A 12,264-nucleotide genomic window follows, 5' to 3' on the forward strand; every position below is an offset into this window, starting at 1 on the left:
GCACAAAGCCCCGGCGCCCTTGGGGGCCGGGGCTTCGGAAGCGGGGCTACGCCGCCGCGCAGTTCGGGCAGACGCCGCGGTACGTCACCTCGACGCCCGAGACCGTGAAGCCGAAGCGCTCCGAGTCGGGGAGGTCGGTGAGCGGGTCGCCGCTCGGGTGGACGTCGCGGATCGCGCCGCACTGGGCGCAGACCAGGTGGTGGTGCGGCCGGTGCGCGTTCGGGTCGTACCGCTTGGCGCGCTTGTCGGTGGCGACCTCGAGCACCTCGCCGAGGGAGACCAGCTCGCCCAGCGTGTTGTAGACGGTCGCGCGGGAGATCTCGGGCAGCTTGGCGACGGCCCGTGCGTGGACCTCGTCGGCCGTCAGGTGGACGTGATCGCCGTCGAGGACCTCGGCCACGACACGCCGCTGCGCGGTCATCCGCCATCCGCGGCCGCGCAGTCGTTCCAGAAGGTCACTCATAGGGGTCACCTTAACAGCAAGGGGGACCAGGCTCCGAATAGGTGTGAATTTAGAGTGCACCTCGAGTTGGACAATGTCCAGTGTGGCGGGGGGCGTGCCGGGTCCGCCCGGCCCACCCCCCGGTACTGCGCTCAGGCCGGGACGTGCTGTCGTGCCGGTGCCCAGCAGCGGATGATGTCGCGGACCGAGACGATGCCGACCGGCTCGCCGTGGTCCAGGACGATGAGGTGTCGGAAGCCGCCGTGGGTCATGGCCCGGGCCGCCTCCTCCAGGGTCCAGGACGGTGTCGCGAAGACGACGTCGGTGGTGGCGTGGTCGTGGACGCGTTCCGTGTCCGGGCTCTGGCCCAGTCCCACGGCATTGAGGACGTCGCGTTCGGTGAGGATGCCGATGCCGCCGGCGTCGGGGTCGTGGATCACGGCCGCGCCGACGCGCCGGGCTGACATCAGGGCGGCGGCTTGGCGGAGGGTGTGGGCGGGGCCGATGGTGAGGACCACCGTGCTCATGGCGTCGCGGACGAGCATGGGTGCGGAGTCACCTCCTACGAATCCCCGGGATAGTTCGAGGATTCACAAGTTCACAAATGAGGGTCCCCTCAGAGTCGCAGGCAAAGCGAGAGTCAACAAGGGGGCGCGTGCGGCCGATTGAGGGCGTACGCGCTCAGTAGCGCTGGTTGAGATATCCCAGCATCTCGTCGTGGAGCAGACCGTTGGAGGCGGCCGCGTTGCCGCTGTGCGGGCCCGGGCGGCCGTCGAGGCCGGTGAAGGAGCCGCCCGCCTCCGTCACGATGATCGCGTTGGCGGCCATGTCCCACAGGGACAGCTCGGGTTCGGCACAGAGGTCGACCGCGCCCTCGGCGACCAGCATGTAGGGCCAGAAGTCGCCGTACGCGCGCGTGCGCCACACGTCGCGGGTCAGGTCCAGGAAGCCGTTGAGGAGGCTCCGCTCCTCCCAGCCGCTCAGGGAGGAGTACGCGAAGGAGGCGTCCGACATCTTCGAGACGCGGGAGACATGCAGCCGGGAGGCCGAAGTGAGGCTGCGTCCGGTGAAGGCGCCGTTGCCCTTCGCGGCCCACCAGCGGCGGTTGAGCGCCGGCGCGGAGACGACGCCGACAACGGGCTGGTAGCCGCCCTCCGCCACCTCCATCAGGGAGATCAGGGTGGCCCAGACGGGGACACCCCGGACGTAGTTCTTGGTGCCGTCGATCGGGTCGATCACCCAGCGGCGGGGGCCGGTGCCCTGGACGCCGTACTCCTCGCCGAGGATCGCGTCCCGCGGACGGGCGCGCTGGAGATGGGTGCGGATGATCTCCTCCGCCGCCTTGTCCGCTTCGCTCACCGGGGTCATGTCCGGCTTCGTCTCGACCTTGAGGTCCAGCGCCTTGAAGCGGTCCATGGTGGTTGCGTCGGCCGCGTCCGCGAGGACATGGGCGAAGCGGAGGTCGTCGAGGTAGTCCGGCATGGGACGAACGCTATCCGCCATGGTCGCTGCGGGGCTACACGGGACCAAGGTGCGGACGGGCCCCGGCGGACGGCGCGCGGTGGATCAAGGGCGCCCCCCGATGCCCTCGCGAACCCTTGACAGTGCCCTCACGCGCGTCAAATCTGGGCCCAGAGCCGCTCGCCCCTAGGAGGCGATGATGCCTGCAGCGAGGGAATCCCTGCTGGACGCCGCGTACACGGCGCTGGCCCGCAGGCCGTGGTCCACCGTGCGGATGGTGGATGTCGCGGCGGCGGCAGGAGTGTCCCGGCAGACGCTTTACAACGAGTTCGGGAGCAAGGAAGGACTGGCCCGCGCCCTGGTGAGAAGGGAGGCCGACGGCTATCTCGCCGGTGTCGAGCGCGCGCTCGCCACCCACAGCGACGCCCGTGACCGGCTGACCGCGACCGCCGAGTGGACCGCGGCCACCGCCAGGGACAACGCGCTCGTACGGGCCCTGCTCACCGGCTGCTGGAGCGAGCGGCTGCCCTCCCCGACACTGTCCGCGGTCCCGTCCTCCTCGGCCGTACCGGCACAGCGCCGGGCGGACGGCCCGCTGCCGTCGCCCGGCGACTTGGTGGCGCTGGTCCGCGACCGCGCTGTGGCGGTGCTCGGCGGACCGGGTGCGAACAAGGCGGACCACGCCGACCTCGCCCGCTCCTGCGAGCTGACCGTCCGGGTCGCACTGTCGTGCGTGGCCGCCCCGCCGGGTGAGGGCGGGGTCGCGGACCTGGTACGCAGCGCGCTGCACCGGCAGCCGGTGTGAAAGCCGTCAGTGTGCCGAGCCGGACAGCTGGAGGCCGATCACGCCCACGATGACCAGGCTGATCGAGACGAGCTTCAGCGTCGACACCAGGTCGCCGAGGAAGATCATGCCGTAGATCGCCGTACCGGCCGCCCCGATGCCGGTCCACACCGCGTACGCCGGGCCCACGTCGAGCTTCTTCAGCGACAGCGTCAGCAGGCCGAAGCTGCCGAGGGCGAAGACGCAGAACGCGACCGTGGGCCACAGTCGGGTGAAGCCGTGCGAGAGCTTGAGGCACACGGCGAAACCGGTCTCCAACAACCCGGCGACCACTACCAGCAGCCACGCCATGTGCTGTCCTCCCGTAGGTCCGGCTCGGTGCGATTATGCCTTTGCCTCACCTGTACGGAGCCAAACAACGCGAAGGTCAGTCGCCTTCCGTGCGTTCCCTGGTCGCCAGCAGACGGCGGAGCGAGTACAGCCGCGCCGGGTCGGCGTGTCCCTCGGCCACCCACTCGTCCAGCGCGCAGTCCGGCTCATCATGACTGCACGCACGGGGACAGCCTTCGGTTCCCGGCACCAGGTCCGGGAAGGCGAGGATCACGCGGGACGGATCGACGTGGTGCAGGCCGAACGACCGCAGGCCCGGGGTGTCGATCACCCAGCCCGCGTCGCCCGCCAGGGGCAGCGCCAGCGCCGAGGTGGTGGTGTGGCGGCCGCGGCCGGTCACCGCGTTCACATGGCCCGTCACCCGGCGGCGGTCCTGCGGGACCAGCGCGTTCACCAGCGTCGTCTTGCCCACGCCCGAGTGACCGACGAACGCCGTGATCTTGCCGTCGAGTTCCGCGCGCACCCGCTCCACCGCGCTGCCGTTCTCCAGTTCCTCGCGGCTGGTGACGACGTGCGGGATGTCCAAGTGGCCGTACAGCTCCAGGAGTTTGTCGGGCTGGGCGAGGTCCGACTTGGTCAGGACCAGGAGCGGGGTCAGACCGCCGTCGAACGCCGCGACCAGGCAGCGGTCGATGAGGCGCGGGCGGGGCTCGGGGTCGGCGAGGGCCGTGACGATCGCCAGCTGGTCGGCGTTGGCGACGACCACGCGCTCGAAGGGGTCGTCGTCGTCCGCGGTACGGCGCAGCACCGAGGTGCGCGGCGCGATGCGGACGATACGGGCCAGGGTGTCCTTCTGGCCGGAGAGGTCGCCGACGATGGCCACCCGGTCTCCGACGACGGCGGCCTTGCGGCCCAGTTCGCGGGCCTTCATGGCCATCACGACCGTGTCGTCGACCAGACACGTCAGCCGGCCACGGTCGACGGTGAGGACCATGCCCTCGACCGCTTCCTCGTGCTTGGGGCGGATGTTGGTACGCGGCCGGTTGCCCTTGCGGTTCGGGCGGCTGCGGATGTCGTCCTCGTCGGTGTTCTTGCCGTAGCGACGCATGATGTCCAGACCCCTACGCGCCGAGCATCCCGGTCCAGAGTTCCGGGAAGTCCGGCAGGGTCTTCGCCGTCGTCGCCACGTTCTCGATCTGCACGCCCTCCACCGCGAGACCGATGATCGCGCCGGCCGTCGCCATACGGTGGTCCTCGTACGTGTGGAAGATCCCGCCGTGCAGACGGCGCGGGCGGATGTGCAGTCCGTCGGCCGTCTCGGTCACATCACCGCCGAGCTCGTTGATCTCCTTGGTGAGCGCGGCCAGACGGTCCGTCTCGTGCAGGCGCAGATGGGACACGCCGCGCAGCGTCGAGGGGGAGTCGGCCAGCGCCGCCACCGCCGCGATGCCCGGCGTCAGCTCGCCGACCTCGCCCAGGTCCACATCGATACCGTGAATCGCACCCGAACCGGTGAACACCAGGCCGTACTCGGTGAGTTCGCAAGAACCGCCCATCTCGGTGAAGATCTCCCGCAGCCTGTCACCGGGCTGGGTGGTGCGGCTCGGCCAGTCGGGGACGACGACCTTGCCGCCGGTCACCAGGGCCGCCGCCAGGAACGGCTGGGCGTTGGAGAGGTCCGGCTCGATCGTCAGGTCCCGGCCGAGCAGCGCCCCCGGCGTGACCCGCCAGACGTTGGGCTCGCCGCCCGACTCCGGGGTGTCGACCTGGGCGCCGACCGCGCGCAGCATGTCGACGGTCATACGGATGTGGGGGAGCGAGGGGAGGGTGGAGCCCACATGACGGACCTCCACGCCCTGGTTGAAGCGGGGGCCGCTCAGCAGCAGCGCGCTCACGAACTGCGACGACGAGGACGCGTCGATCTCCACCGGGCCGCCGTCCAGGGCACCGCCGCCGTGGACCGTCAGCGGCAGTGCGCCGCGGCCGTCGTCGTCGATGCGGGCGCCGAGGACGCGCAGGGCGTCGATGACGCCGTTCAGGGGACGCTCGTACGACCTCGGATCGCCGTCGAAGCGGATCTCGCCGTCGGCGAGGGCGGCGACGGGAGGGAGGAAGCGCATGACGGTGCCGGCGTTGCCGACGTGCACCGTGGCGGGGCCGCGGAGGCCTGCCGGCAGGACGCGCCAGGACTCGCCCGTGCCGTCGGGGCCCACGCCTTCCTCGATGCCCACGCCCATTTCGCGGAGGGCCGCGGCCATGAGGAGGGTGTCCCGGGAGCGCAGGGGGCGGCGCAGCCAGCCGGGCTCGCTGGCGAGGGCCGCGAGGACCAGGGCCCGGTTGGTGACCGACTTGGACCCCGGTACGTGGACCGTTGCGTCGACGGCTCCGGTCGCATAGGGGGCGGGCCAGAGGGCGGTGTCTGCGGGGTTCAAAGCCATGGGGTCCACTTTAGTAGGGGGCTGTGGTTCGGGTGCTGCGCCGTTGTGGCTGGTCGCGCAGTTCCCCGCGCCCCTGACGCCTGCCCCTTCGGGGCGCGTCACACCTCCAGGAGCCACCTGCCGCCGCCTATCAATGAGCACAGGCTCACCGCGTGGAACAGGAACAACCAGAGTCCTGCGGGTACGTGCGTCAGGCGCGACAACTGGTCCGCATCGGAATCCCCCGCCCCTCCCCGCACCCGCTTCGCCTGCAACTCGAAAGCGGGACGGACGCCGCCCGTCAGCAGGAACCACACCGCCGCGTACGCGAAGGCCGCCTGGACCTGGGGGCCCGCCAGCCAGGACACCACCACGAACGTGGCGCCGGTGACGATGACCGTCAGGGCGCCGTAGGCGTTGCGGATCATCACCAGCATCGCCACCAACAGGGCGGTGGCCACCCAGAGCAGCAGGGTGATGCGGCCCGTGGCCAGCAGGGCCGCGCCGCCCAGGCCCAGCAGCGGGGGAGCGGTGTAGCCGGCCGCCGCGGTGAGGATCATGCCGATGCCGTGCGGCTTGCCCCGGCTGACCGTGAGGCCGCTGGTGTCGGAGTGCAGCCGTATACCGGTGAGGGTGCGACCGGTGAGCAGGGCGATCAGACCGTGGCCGCCCTCGTGGGCGATGGTGATGGCGTTGCGCGAGACACGCCACAGACCGTGCGGGACCACTATGGCGAGCGCCGCGACCAAGGTGGCCAGAACCACCCACAGGTCGGGGTCGGGCTGGGTGCCGATCAGCTCGCCCCAGAGAGAGGTCGCTGTGCTGGTGTCCATGTCTCCCGGTGGCTCCCTCTCGGTCGTACGGAGTCTGGCAGTGTGGCACGGATGTCCGGACGTCAACTGAGACGTCCACGTGGCGGCGATCGTTCCTGACGGCAAACATGCAGGTCGCAGCGTTGTGGCCGGGATGGCCGCAGTCCGTTCCGGGACGGTTCCGTGACGCTGGGGCGGCGCGGGACGGCGGGCTGCATCCACGACGGGCCGTCGGCCGGAATCCCCTTCGGTGACGCGAGGGCGGATGTGTTGTGTCCGCGTCCTCGTGCGTCACCTGCGTTTTCATCGTCATCGGGACCAATCCGCCGCCTCAGCTGGATCGGATTACGTCCGGAGATGTCCCGACCGCGGAGGCCCTCGGTGAAAGAAGCTGTACATATCGGCAGAAATCCTTCTGTCGAGCCGAACCTTGAGGAGCTCGTGGGCTGTGTGGCCCTGGGCGACGACAAGGCGTTCGCCTCGGTGTACGACGCCGTCGCGGGCTCGGTCCTGGGCGTCGTCCGTGCCGTACTGCGCGACCAGGCGCAGTCGGAGGAGGTGGCCCAGGAGGTCCTGGTGGAGGTGTGGCGCACCGCGCCCCGCTACCGCCGTGACCGGGGTACGGCCATCAACTGGATCCTCACGCTGGCGCACCGCAGGGCGGTGGACCGGGTGCGCTCGGTGGAGGCCGCGGCCGTCCGGGACCACAAGGCGGCCCTGCTGGAGCGCACGCCCGAGTACGACGAGGTGACCGAGCAGGTCGAGGCGCGGCTGGAGCGGGAACAGGTACGGCGCTGTCTGCGCACGCTGACCGAGATCCAGCACCAGGCCGTCACGCTGGCCTACTACCGCGGACTGACCTACCGGCAGGTGGCAGAGGCGCTGTCGCTGCCGCTGGGCACGGTCAAGACCCGGTTGCGGGACGGACTCATCCGGCTGCGCGACTGTCTGGGAGTGACGGCATGACGGCCACCGACCTGCACCGGCTGACGGGTGCCTACGCACTGCACGCCCTGCCCGACGGGGAGCGCGAGGCGTTCGAGCGGCACCTCGCGGGCTGCGAGGCGTGCGCGCAGGAGGCGGCCGAACTGGCCGCCACCGCGGCCCGCCTGGGGCTCGCGGCCTCGGTGACGCCTTCCGCGGCGCTGCGGGAGCAGGTGCTGCGGCGGATCACCACCGTCCGGCAGGAGGGGCCCGACGGCGCGGCCCCGTCCCGCTGGGGCCGTACGCGGCCGCGGGCCCGGCTGCTGTCGCGGTGGACGCTGGCCGCCTGTCTGGCGGCCACCGCGCTCGGCGGTACGACGGTGTGGCAGCACCAGCGGGCCGAGGAGGCGCTGGGCCGGGCGCACCGCGCCGAACAGGGGACGGACGAGATCGCCGCCGTACTGACCGCGCCGGACGCCCGGACACGGGTCGCGGATCTGGCCGGGGGCGCCACCGGCACGGTCGTGGTCTCCCGTGACCTGGACAGGGCCGTCTTCCTCGTCTCCGGGATGGCGAGTCCCCCGGGCGGCAAGGTCTACCAGCTGTGGTTCGACGACGCCGGAGCGATGCGGTCGGCCGGCCTGATGGACCCCGCCCGCGCCGACCAGGCCGTCCTGATGCGGGGTCCCGTGGACTCGGCGTCGGGCATGGGCATCACCGTCGAACCCAGCGGCGGCTCGAAGCGGCCCACCTCGGCTCCGCTCGCTTTGATGACCTTCCCGGCCTGAAGGCCTGACCGCTCCCTTTCCGGCGCAAGCCGGACCTTTACAGTCCCGGGCGCCCCTGATTCCGCTTTCTGGAAAAGGGGCGCCGGGATTTTTTCATGTCCCGGCGAACGCCGCTTATCCGTAGCGGCAGCCGATGTGGATTGGTCCGGAAAAAATAATTCATCCGATCGAGGGCCGACCAATCCACCGGCCGCTCGGGACCGGATTCCCCACGTGACCGATGACGAGAAGGAATTCCGGAACACCCGCGGGTGGACACGGCCTGCGTTGGCCGCGCTCGGTGGCGCGCTGGCAGGTTTCGCCGCGCTCGCCACGGCGGAGCTGGTGTCGGCGGCGGTTCGGCCGCAGTCCGGTCCCGTCGTCGTGGTCGGCGGCGCGGCGATCGACCGGACGCCCGCCGCGGTGAAGGACTGGGCGATCCGGAATTTCGGCACCGACGACAAACTCTTTCTCCAGCTCGGTGTTCTTTCCGTGCTCGCGGTTTTCGCCATCGCTCTGGGAATGGCGGCGCTGCGATTTCGCCGTACCGCCGCCGCCGGTGTTCTGCTGTTCGGTGCCGTCGGAGCGGCCGCGGCCATCAGCCGGCCCGATTCGAACGGTTTCTCCGATGCCCTGCCGTCCATCGCGGGCGCGATCGTCGGAGCCGTACTGCTCCTTTTCCTGGCCGGCCGTCTCGTCCTCCGGGGCCCGGTGCCGGACGCGACAGCCAACCCGGAGACCGGTCCGGAGAGCGGTCCGCCCGTGGGGCGGGGATGGGATCGCCGTGGCTTCGTCATCGCCGCTACGACTGCCGCCGCGGCCTCCGCCGGGGCCGGCGTACTGGGGCGGGCCCTCAACGGTTCGAGCGGCCGGGGCGCTGTCGCCTCGCGCGACGAGGTCGTGCTGCCCGCTCCGGTCTCCGCGGCCCCGGCCGTCCCCAGGGGGGCCCGGTTGCGGATCCCCGGCATCAGCTCCTTCACCACACCGAACGGCGACTTCTACCGCGTCGACACCGCGCTCGTGGTCCCCAAGGTGAACGCCAGGACCTGGCGGCTGCGCATCCAGGGCACGGGCGTTCGCCGCCCGCTGTCCCTCTCGTACGACGATCTGCTGCGGCGTGAGCTCATCGAGCGCGACATCACCCTGACCTGTGTCTCCAACGAGGTCGGCGGCCCGTACGTCGGCAACGCCCGCTGGATCGGCGTACGCCTGTCCGAGCTGCTCTCCGAGTGCGGTGTACGGCCGCCCTCCCGGGGTGGTCCGGCCGACCAGCTGGTGGCCCGCTCGGTCGACGGCATGACGATCGGCAGTCCGGTCGAGGACGTCATGGATGGCCGGGACGCTCTTCTCGCCCTGGGCATGAACGGTGAACCGCTGCCCTTCGCGCACGGGTTCCCCGTCCGGATGGTGGTGCCCGGCCTGTACGGCTACGTCTCGGCCTGCAAGTGGATCGAGGACATCGAACTCACCACGTTCGACGCCTACGACCCCTACTGGGTCAAGCGTGACTGGGCCCGCAGGGCACCGGTCAAGACGCAGTCGCGGATCGACACCCCGAAGCCGTTCGCCCGTCCCCAGGCCGGCCCGGTCATGGTCGCCGGGGTCGCCTGGGCCCAGCACCGGGGCATCGACAAGGTCGAGGTCCGCGTCGACGACGGCCCCTGGCGGGAGGCCCGGCTCGCCGCCGAGGACACCCGCGACACCTGGCGTCAGTGGTCCCTGGCCTGGCAGGCCCCGAAGGGCGGCCACACCCTCACCGTCCGCGCCACCGACCGCACCGGCCGGGTGCAGACCGAGAAACGCGCACGGACGATCCCCGACGGCGCCAGCGGATGGCACTCCGTCGTGGTGACCGTCGACTGACGCCCCCTCAAGCCACTTCTTCCCTTCCCAAGTGAACGCGGCCCCGGCCGCGTCGATCCCACAGGAGAAACACTATGAACACCCGTTTCCGCCGTACCGCCGTGACCCTCGCCGCGGCCGCCGTGCTGCCCCTGGCGCTGAGCGCCTGCTCGGACGACAGCAGCGACTCGGCGTCGTCGGACTCCTCCACCAAGGCGTCCGCCCCCGCGTCCGCCTCCGACGACGGCATGGCCGGTTCCGGCACCCCGGCCGGCGACCAGCCCTTCGGCCCCGCCTGCGCGACGGTCCCCGAGAGCGGTGCCGGCTCCTTCGAGGGCATGGCCCAGGACCCGGTGGCCACCGCCGCCTCCAACAACCCGGCCCTGTCCACGCTGGTCACGGCCGTGAAGAAGGCCGGTCTGGTCGACACCCTCAACAACGCCGAGAACATCACCGTGTTCGCGCCGACCAACGACGCCTTCGCGAAGATCCCGAAGGCCACCCTGGACAAGGTCCTGAACGACAAGGCCCAGCTGACCAAGATCCTCACGTACCACGTCGTCGGACAGCGGCTGGCCCCGGCGGACCTGGAGAAGGGGTCCTTCGACACGCTGGAGAAGTCGAAGCTGACCACCTCCGGCTCGGGCGAGTCCTATACAGTCAACGACTCCTCGAAGGTCGTCTGCGGAGACGTCAAGACCGCCAACGCCAACGTGTACATCGTCGACACCGTGCTGATGCCCACCAGCTGACCGCACACGGCCCCGGGGGACGTCACCCATGTGACGTCCCCCGGGGTCTTTGTTCGCACAGCCGAGATGGAATCCGCCCGGCGCGGGGTATGCGGGAGTGGATCCGGGTGAGAGGCGCAGGGGCATGAGCAGACCGTTCACGTACGCCGCCGTGGGCCGCCATGTGCCCCGGCTGCCCGCCGCCTGGTGGCCGGCGCTGCGGCGCACGCCGGTGTCCCTGTGGAACGACGACATCACGGACTACGCGGCGGCGCTGACGTACTACGCGATCCTGGCCGTGCTCCCCGGGATGCTGGTCACCGTCCTCGCGTTCGGGCTGATCAGCCCGGACACGGCCGAGGAGTTCGTCACCCACGTCACCGCCTATGCCCCCGCCGAGTCCGGTGCCGACCTGCACGCCGTGCTGTCCCGTGCGCTGAGCCCCGACGGGACGGCATGGCCGCTGATCGTGACCGGTACGGTCAGCGCGATGTGGTCGGCCTCCAGCTATCTCGCCGTCTTCCGCCGTGCCCTGCACCGTATGCACCGGGTGGAGGACCGGCGCTCGACCTGGCGCAAGGCGCACCGGATCGTGCTGACCGCCCTCGTGCTGCTGGGACTGCTCCTCGCCGGCTCGCTCGTCCTGCTGCTGACCGGCCCGCTCGCCGCGGCGGCGGGCCGGATCCTCGGCGTGGACACCACCGCGACCTGGGCCTGGAGCGTGCTGCGCTGGCCCTTCCTGCTGTGCCTGGTCGCCCTCCTGGTCGTGGTCGTCTTCCACACCGGTCCGACCGCGGCCCGTCCGCGTGCCCGCAGCCTGCCCGGCGGGGTGCTGGCCGCCGCGCTGTGGCTGACGGTCTCCGCGGGCTTCGCCTGGTACGCCTCGAGCCTGAGCGCGTACAGCAGGCTCTACGGCTCGCTCGCGGGCGTCGTCGTCTTCCTCGTCTGGCTGTGGCTGTCCAACCTCGCCCTGCTGACCGGGGCGCAGTTCGCCGCGGAACTCGCGGGGCCGCGCGGTCAGAGCACGGGGAAGTTGTCGGCCGTGCCGTAGGACTCCGCGGGCAGCGGGTCGGGCACGGAGCCGGGGTCCAGGAGGTGGGCCACGGCTGCCGCGGCGGTGCGGTGCCAGAGGGTGTGGCGGCGCAGCATCGCGTGGTCACCGCCGCCGACCAGGGCCATGCCCGCCCGTGCCGCCGTGCCCCGCGCCCGGCGTACGTAGTCGGCCGCTTCCACCGGCGAGGTGACGCGGTCCCGGTCGCCGTGCAGGACCACCAGGCGACGGCCCGCCGTCTGCTCCACCGGCTCGCCCGGCGGACACCAGGGCGCCAGCGCGAGGACGGCGCTCACCTGCGGGTGGCCGGCGGCGCGCAGTGCCGCCCGGGCGCCCATCGAGTGGCCGACCAGCACCGTGGGCACCGGGCCTGCCAGCTCCGCGAGGCGGTCCAGCGCCCGGTGGGTGTCGGCCACGGGGTCGGCGTCGACGTCGTTCCAGCCCCGGAGGCGATAGCGCACCCGGGCCAGCAGGACGTCCCGGCCGGGCAGTTCCGCCGCCAGCGACCACAGGAACGGGCGCATCCGCAGGGCGGCGAGGTGCCAGGGCCGCGACGGGCGGCGGCCGACCGCCCGCCCTCCGTGCAGGACCAGCACGGCCGCCCGGGGCCGCGTCGGAAGGCGCAGCGGCAGGAGTGCGGCGCCGGGCGTGCGCGGCGGCCCGGTCTCGTCACGGGGCACTGCGGGCATTCCTCGTCTCCCTC

The 12,264-nt window shown here is 71.6% G+C and carries 14 protein-coding genes; 6 read left to right on the forward strand and 8 right to left on the reverse strand.

Translation table 11 applies throughout. The annotated features are described in order from the left end of the window. Positions 1 to 46: 46 nt before the first annotated feature. The 3 genes from OG381_RS30660 to hisN form a co-directional block, all read right to left on the reverse strand. Positions 47 to 463: a Fur family transcriptional regulator gene (locus OG381_RS30660; RefSeq protein WP_266822234.1), complete on the reverse strand. Its 417-nt coding sequence runs from the start codon at positions 461 to 463 to the stop codon at positions 47 to 49. Positions 464 to 594: 131 nt separating this feature from the next. Further along, a complete protein-coding gene (locus tag OG381_RS30665) occupies positions 595 to 987 on the reverse strand; it encodes a CBS domain-containing protein (protein ID WP_327719284.1) in 393 nt (130 codons plus the stop codon). Positions 988 to 1,123: 136 nt separating this feature from the next. After that, on the reverse strand, positions 1,124 to 1,924 hold the full coding sequence (hisN, locus tag OG381_RS30670; protein WP_327719285.1) for a histidinol-phosphatase: 801 nt from the start codon (positions 1,922 to 1,924) through the stop codon (positions 1,124 to 1,126). Positions 1,925 to 2,099: 175 nt separating this feature from the next. Here hisN and OG381_RS30675 point away from each other — a divergent pair, with 175 nt between their 5' ends. Continuing rightward, a complete protein-coding gene (locus tag OG381_RS30675; RefSeq protein WP_327719286.1) occupies positions 2,100 to 2,708 on the forward strand; it encodes a TetR/AcrR family transcriptional regulator in 609 nt (202 codons plus the stop codon). A 6-nt stretch (positions 2,709 to 2,714) separates the two neighbouring features. Here OG381_RS30675 and OG381_RS30680 read toward each other — a convergent pair whose 3' ends face one another. From OG381_RS30680 to OG381_RS30695, 4 genes are all read right to left on the reverse strand, one after another. Next, complete coding sequence (locus OG381_RS30680; protein ID WP_327719287.1) at positions 2,715 to 3,038, reverse strand: DMT family transporter; 324 nt, start codon at positions 3,036 to 3,038, stop codon at positions 2,715 to 2,717. Between the two features lie 76 nt (positions 3,039 to 3,114). Continuing rightward, positions 3,115 to 4,125 carry a ribosome small subunit-dependent GTPase A gene (gene rsgA / locus OG381_RS30685; RefSeq protein WP_327719288.1) on the reverse strand — a complete coding sequence of 337 codons (1,011 nt, stop codon included), beginning with the start codon at positions 4,123 to 4,125 and terminating at the stop codon, positions 3,115 to 3,117. Positions 4,126 to 4,138: 13 nt separating this feature from the next. Further along, positions 4,139 to 5,455 (reverse strand): 3-phosphoshikimate 1-carboxyvinyltransferase, encoded by a 1,317-nt coding sequence (aroA, locus tag OG381_RS30690; RefSeq protein ID WP_327719289.1) that lies wholly within the window; start codon positions 5,453 to 5,455, stop codon positions 4,139 to 4,141. 98 nt (positions 5,456 to 5,553) lie between these two features. Then, a complete protein-coding gene (locus OG381_RS30695; RefSeq protein ID WP_327719290.1) occupies positions 5,554 to 6,267 on the reverse strand; it encodes a M50 family metallopeptidase in 714 nt (237 codons plus the stop codon). A 360-nt stretch (positions 6,268 to 6,627) separates the two neighbouring features. Between OG381_RS30695 and OG381_RS30700 the strand changes: the two genes are divergently transcribed. From OG381_RS30700 to OG381_RS30720, 5 genes are all read left to right on the forward strand, one after another. Further along, positions 6,628 to 7,212 (forward strand): sigma-70 family RNA polymerase sigma factor, encoded by a 585-nt coding sequence (locus OG381_RS30700; RefSeq protein ID WP_327719291.1) that lies wholly within the window; start codon positions 6,628 to 6,630, stop codon positions 7,210 to 7,212. Continuing rightward, complete coding sequence (locus OG381_RS30705) at positions 7,209 to 7,958, forward strand: anti-sigma factor (protein ID WP_327719292.1); 750 nt, start codon at positions 7,209 to 7,211, stop codon at positions 7,956 to 7,958. The genes OG381_RS30700 and OG381_RS30705 overlap by 4 nt, the downstream gene beginning before the upstream one ends. A gap of 213 nt (positions 7,959 to 8,171) precedes the next feature. Next, a complete protein-coding gene (locus OG381_RS30710; RefSeq protein ID WP_327719293.1) occupies positions 8,172 to 9,800 on the forward strand; it encodes a sulfite oxidase in 1,629 nt (542 codons plus the stop codon). 74 nt (positions 9,801 to 9,874) lie between these two features. Further along, complete coding sequence (locus tag OG381_RS30715; protein ID WP_327719294.1) at positions 9,875 to 10,531, forward strand: fasciclin domain-containing protein; 657 nt, start codon at positions 9,875 to 9,877, stop codon at positions 10,529 to 10,531. 124 nt (positions 10,532 to 10,655) lie between these two features. Continuing rightward, on the forward strand, positions 10,656 to 11,561 hold the full coding sequence (locus OG381_RS30720) for a YihY/virulence factor BrkB family protein (RefSeq protein ID WP_327719295.1): 906 nt from the start codon (positions 10,656 to 10,658) through the stop codon (positions 11,559 to 11,561). On the opposite strand, the gene OG381_RS30725 is transcribed toward OG381_RS30720, so the two are convergent. Continuing rightward, positions 11,528 to 12,250 carry an alpha/beta family hydrolase gene (locus tag OG381_RS30725; RefSeq protein ID WP_327719296.1) on the reverse strand — a complete coding sequence of 241 codons (723 nt, stop codon included), beginning with the start codon at positions 12,248 to 12,250 and terminating at the stop codon, positions 11,528 to 11,530. The genes OG381_RS30720 and OG381_RS30725 overlap by 34 nt on opposite strands. Between the last annotated feature and the right edge of the window lie 14 nt (positions 12,251 to 12,264).

The sequence above is a fragment of the Streptomyces sp. NBC_00490 genome, from assembly GCF_036013645.1.
GTDB classification, from domain to species: Bacteria; Actinomycetota; Actinomycetes; order Streptomycetales; family Streptomycetaceae; genus Streptomyces; species Streptomyces canus_F.

What these genes read in the sequence shown, in the direction of transcription:
- OG381_RS30660 (WP_266822234.1), bottom strand. Translation starts at nt 463, where the DNA reads ATGAGTGACCTTCTGGAACGACTGCGCGGCCGCGGATGGCGGATGACC.
- OG381_RS30665 (WP_327719284.1), bottom strand. Translation starts at nt 987, where the DNA reads ATGCTCGTCCGCGACGCCATGAGCACGGTGGTCCTCACCATCGGCCCC.
- hisN (WP_327719285.1), bottom strand. Translation starts at nt 1,924, where the DNA reads ATGCCGGACTACCTCGACGACCTCCGCTTCGCCCATGTCCTCGCGGAC.
- OG381_RS30675 (WP_327719286.1), top strand. Translation starts at nt 2,100, where the DNA reads ATGATGCCTGCAGCGAGGGAATCCCTGCTGGACGCCGCGTACACGGCG.
- OG381_RS30680 (WP_327719287.1), bottom strand. Translation starts at nt 3,038, where the DNA reads ATGGCGTGGCTGCTGGTAGTGGTCGCCGGGTTGTTGGAGACCGGTTTC.
- rsgA (WP_327719288.1), bottom strand. Translation starts at nt 4,125, where the DNA reads ATGCGTCGCTACGGCAAGAACACCGACGAGGACGACATCCGCAGCCGC.
- aroA (WP_327719289.1), bottom strand. Translation starts at nt 5,455, where the DNA reads ATGGCTTTGAACCCCGCAGACACCGCCCTCTGGCCCGCCCCCTATGCG.
- OG381_RS30695 (WP_327719290.1), bottom strand. Translation starts at nt 6,267, where the DNA reads ATGGACACCAGCACAGCGACCTCTCTCTGGGGCGAGCTGATCGGCACC.
- OG381_RS30705 (WP_327719292.1), top strand. Translation starts at nt 7,209, where the DNA reads ATGACGGCCACCGACCTGCACCGGCTGACGGGTGCCTACGCACTGCAC.
- OG381_RS30715 (WP_327719294.1), top strand. Translation starts at nt 9,875, where the DNA reads ATGAACACCCGTTTCCGCCGTACCGCCGTGACCCTCGCCGCGGCCGCC.
- OG381_RS30720 (WP_327719295.1), top strand. Translation starts at nt 10,656, where the DNA reads ATGAGCAGACCGTTCACGTACGCCGCCGTGGGCCGCCATGTGCCCCGG.
- OG381_RS30725 (WP_327719296.1), bottom strand. Translation starts at nt 12,250, where the DNA reads ATGCCCGCAGTGCCCCGTGACGAGACCGGGCCGCCGCGCACGCCCGGC.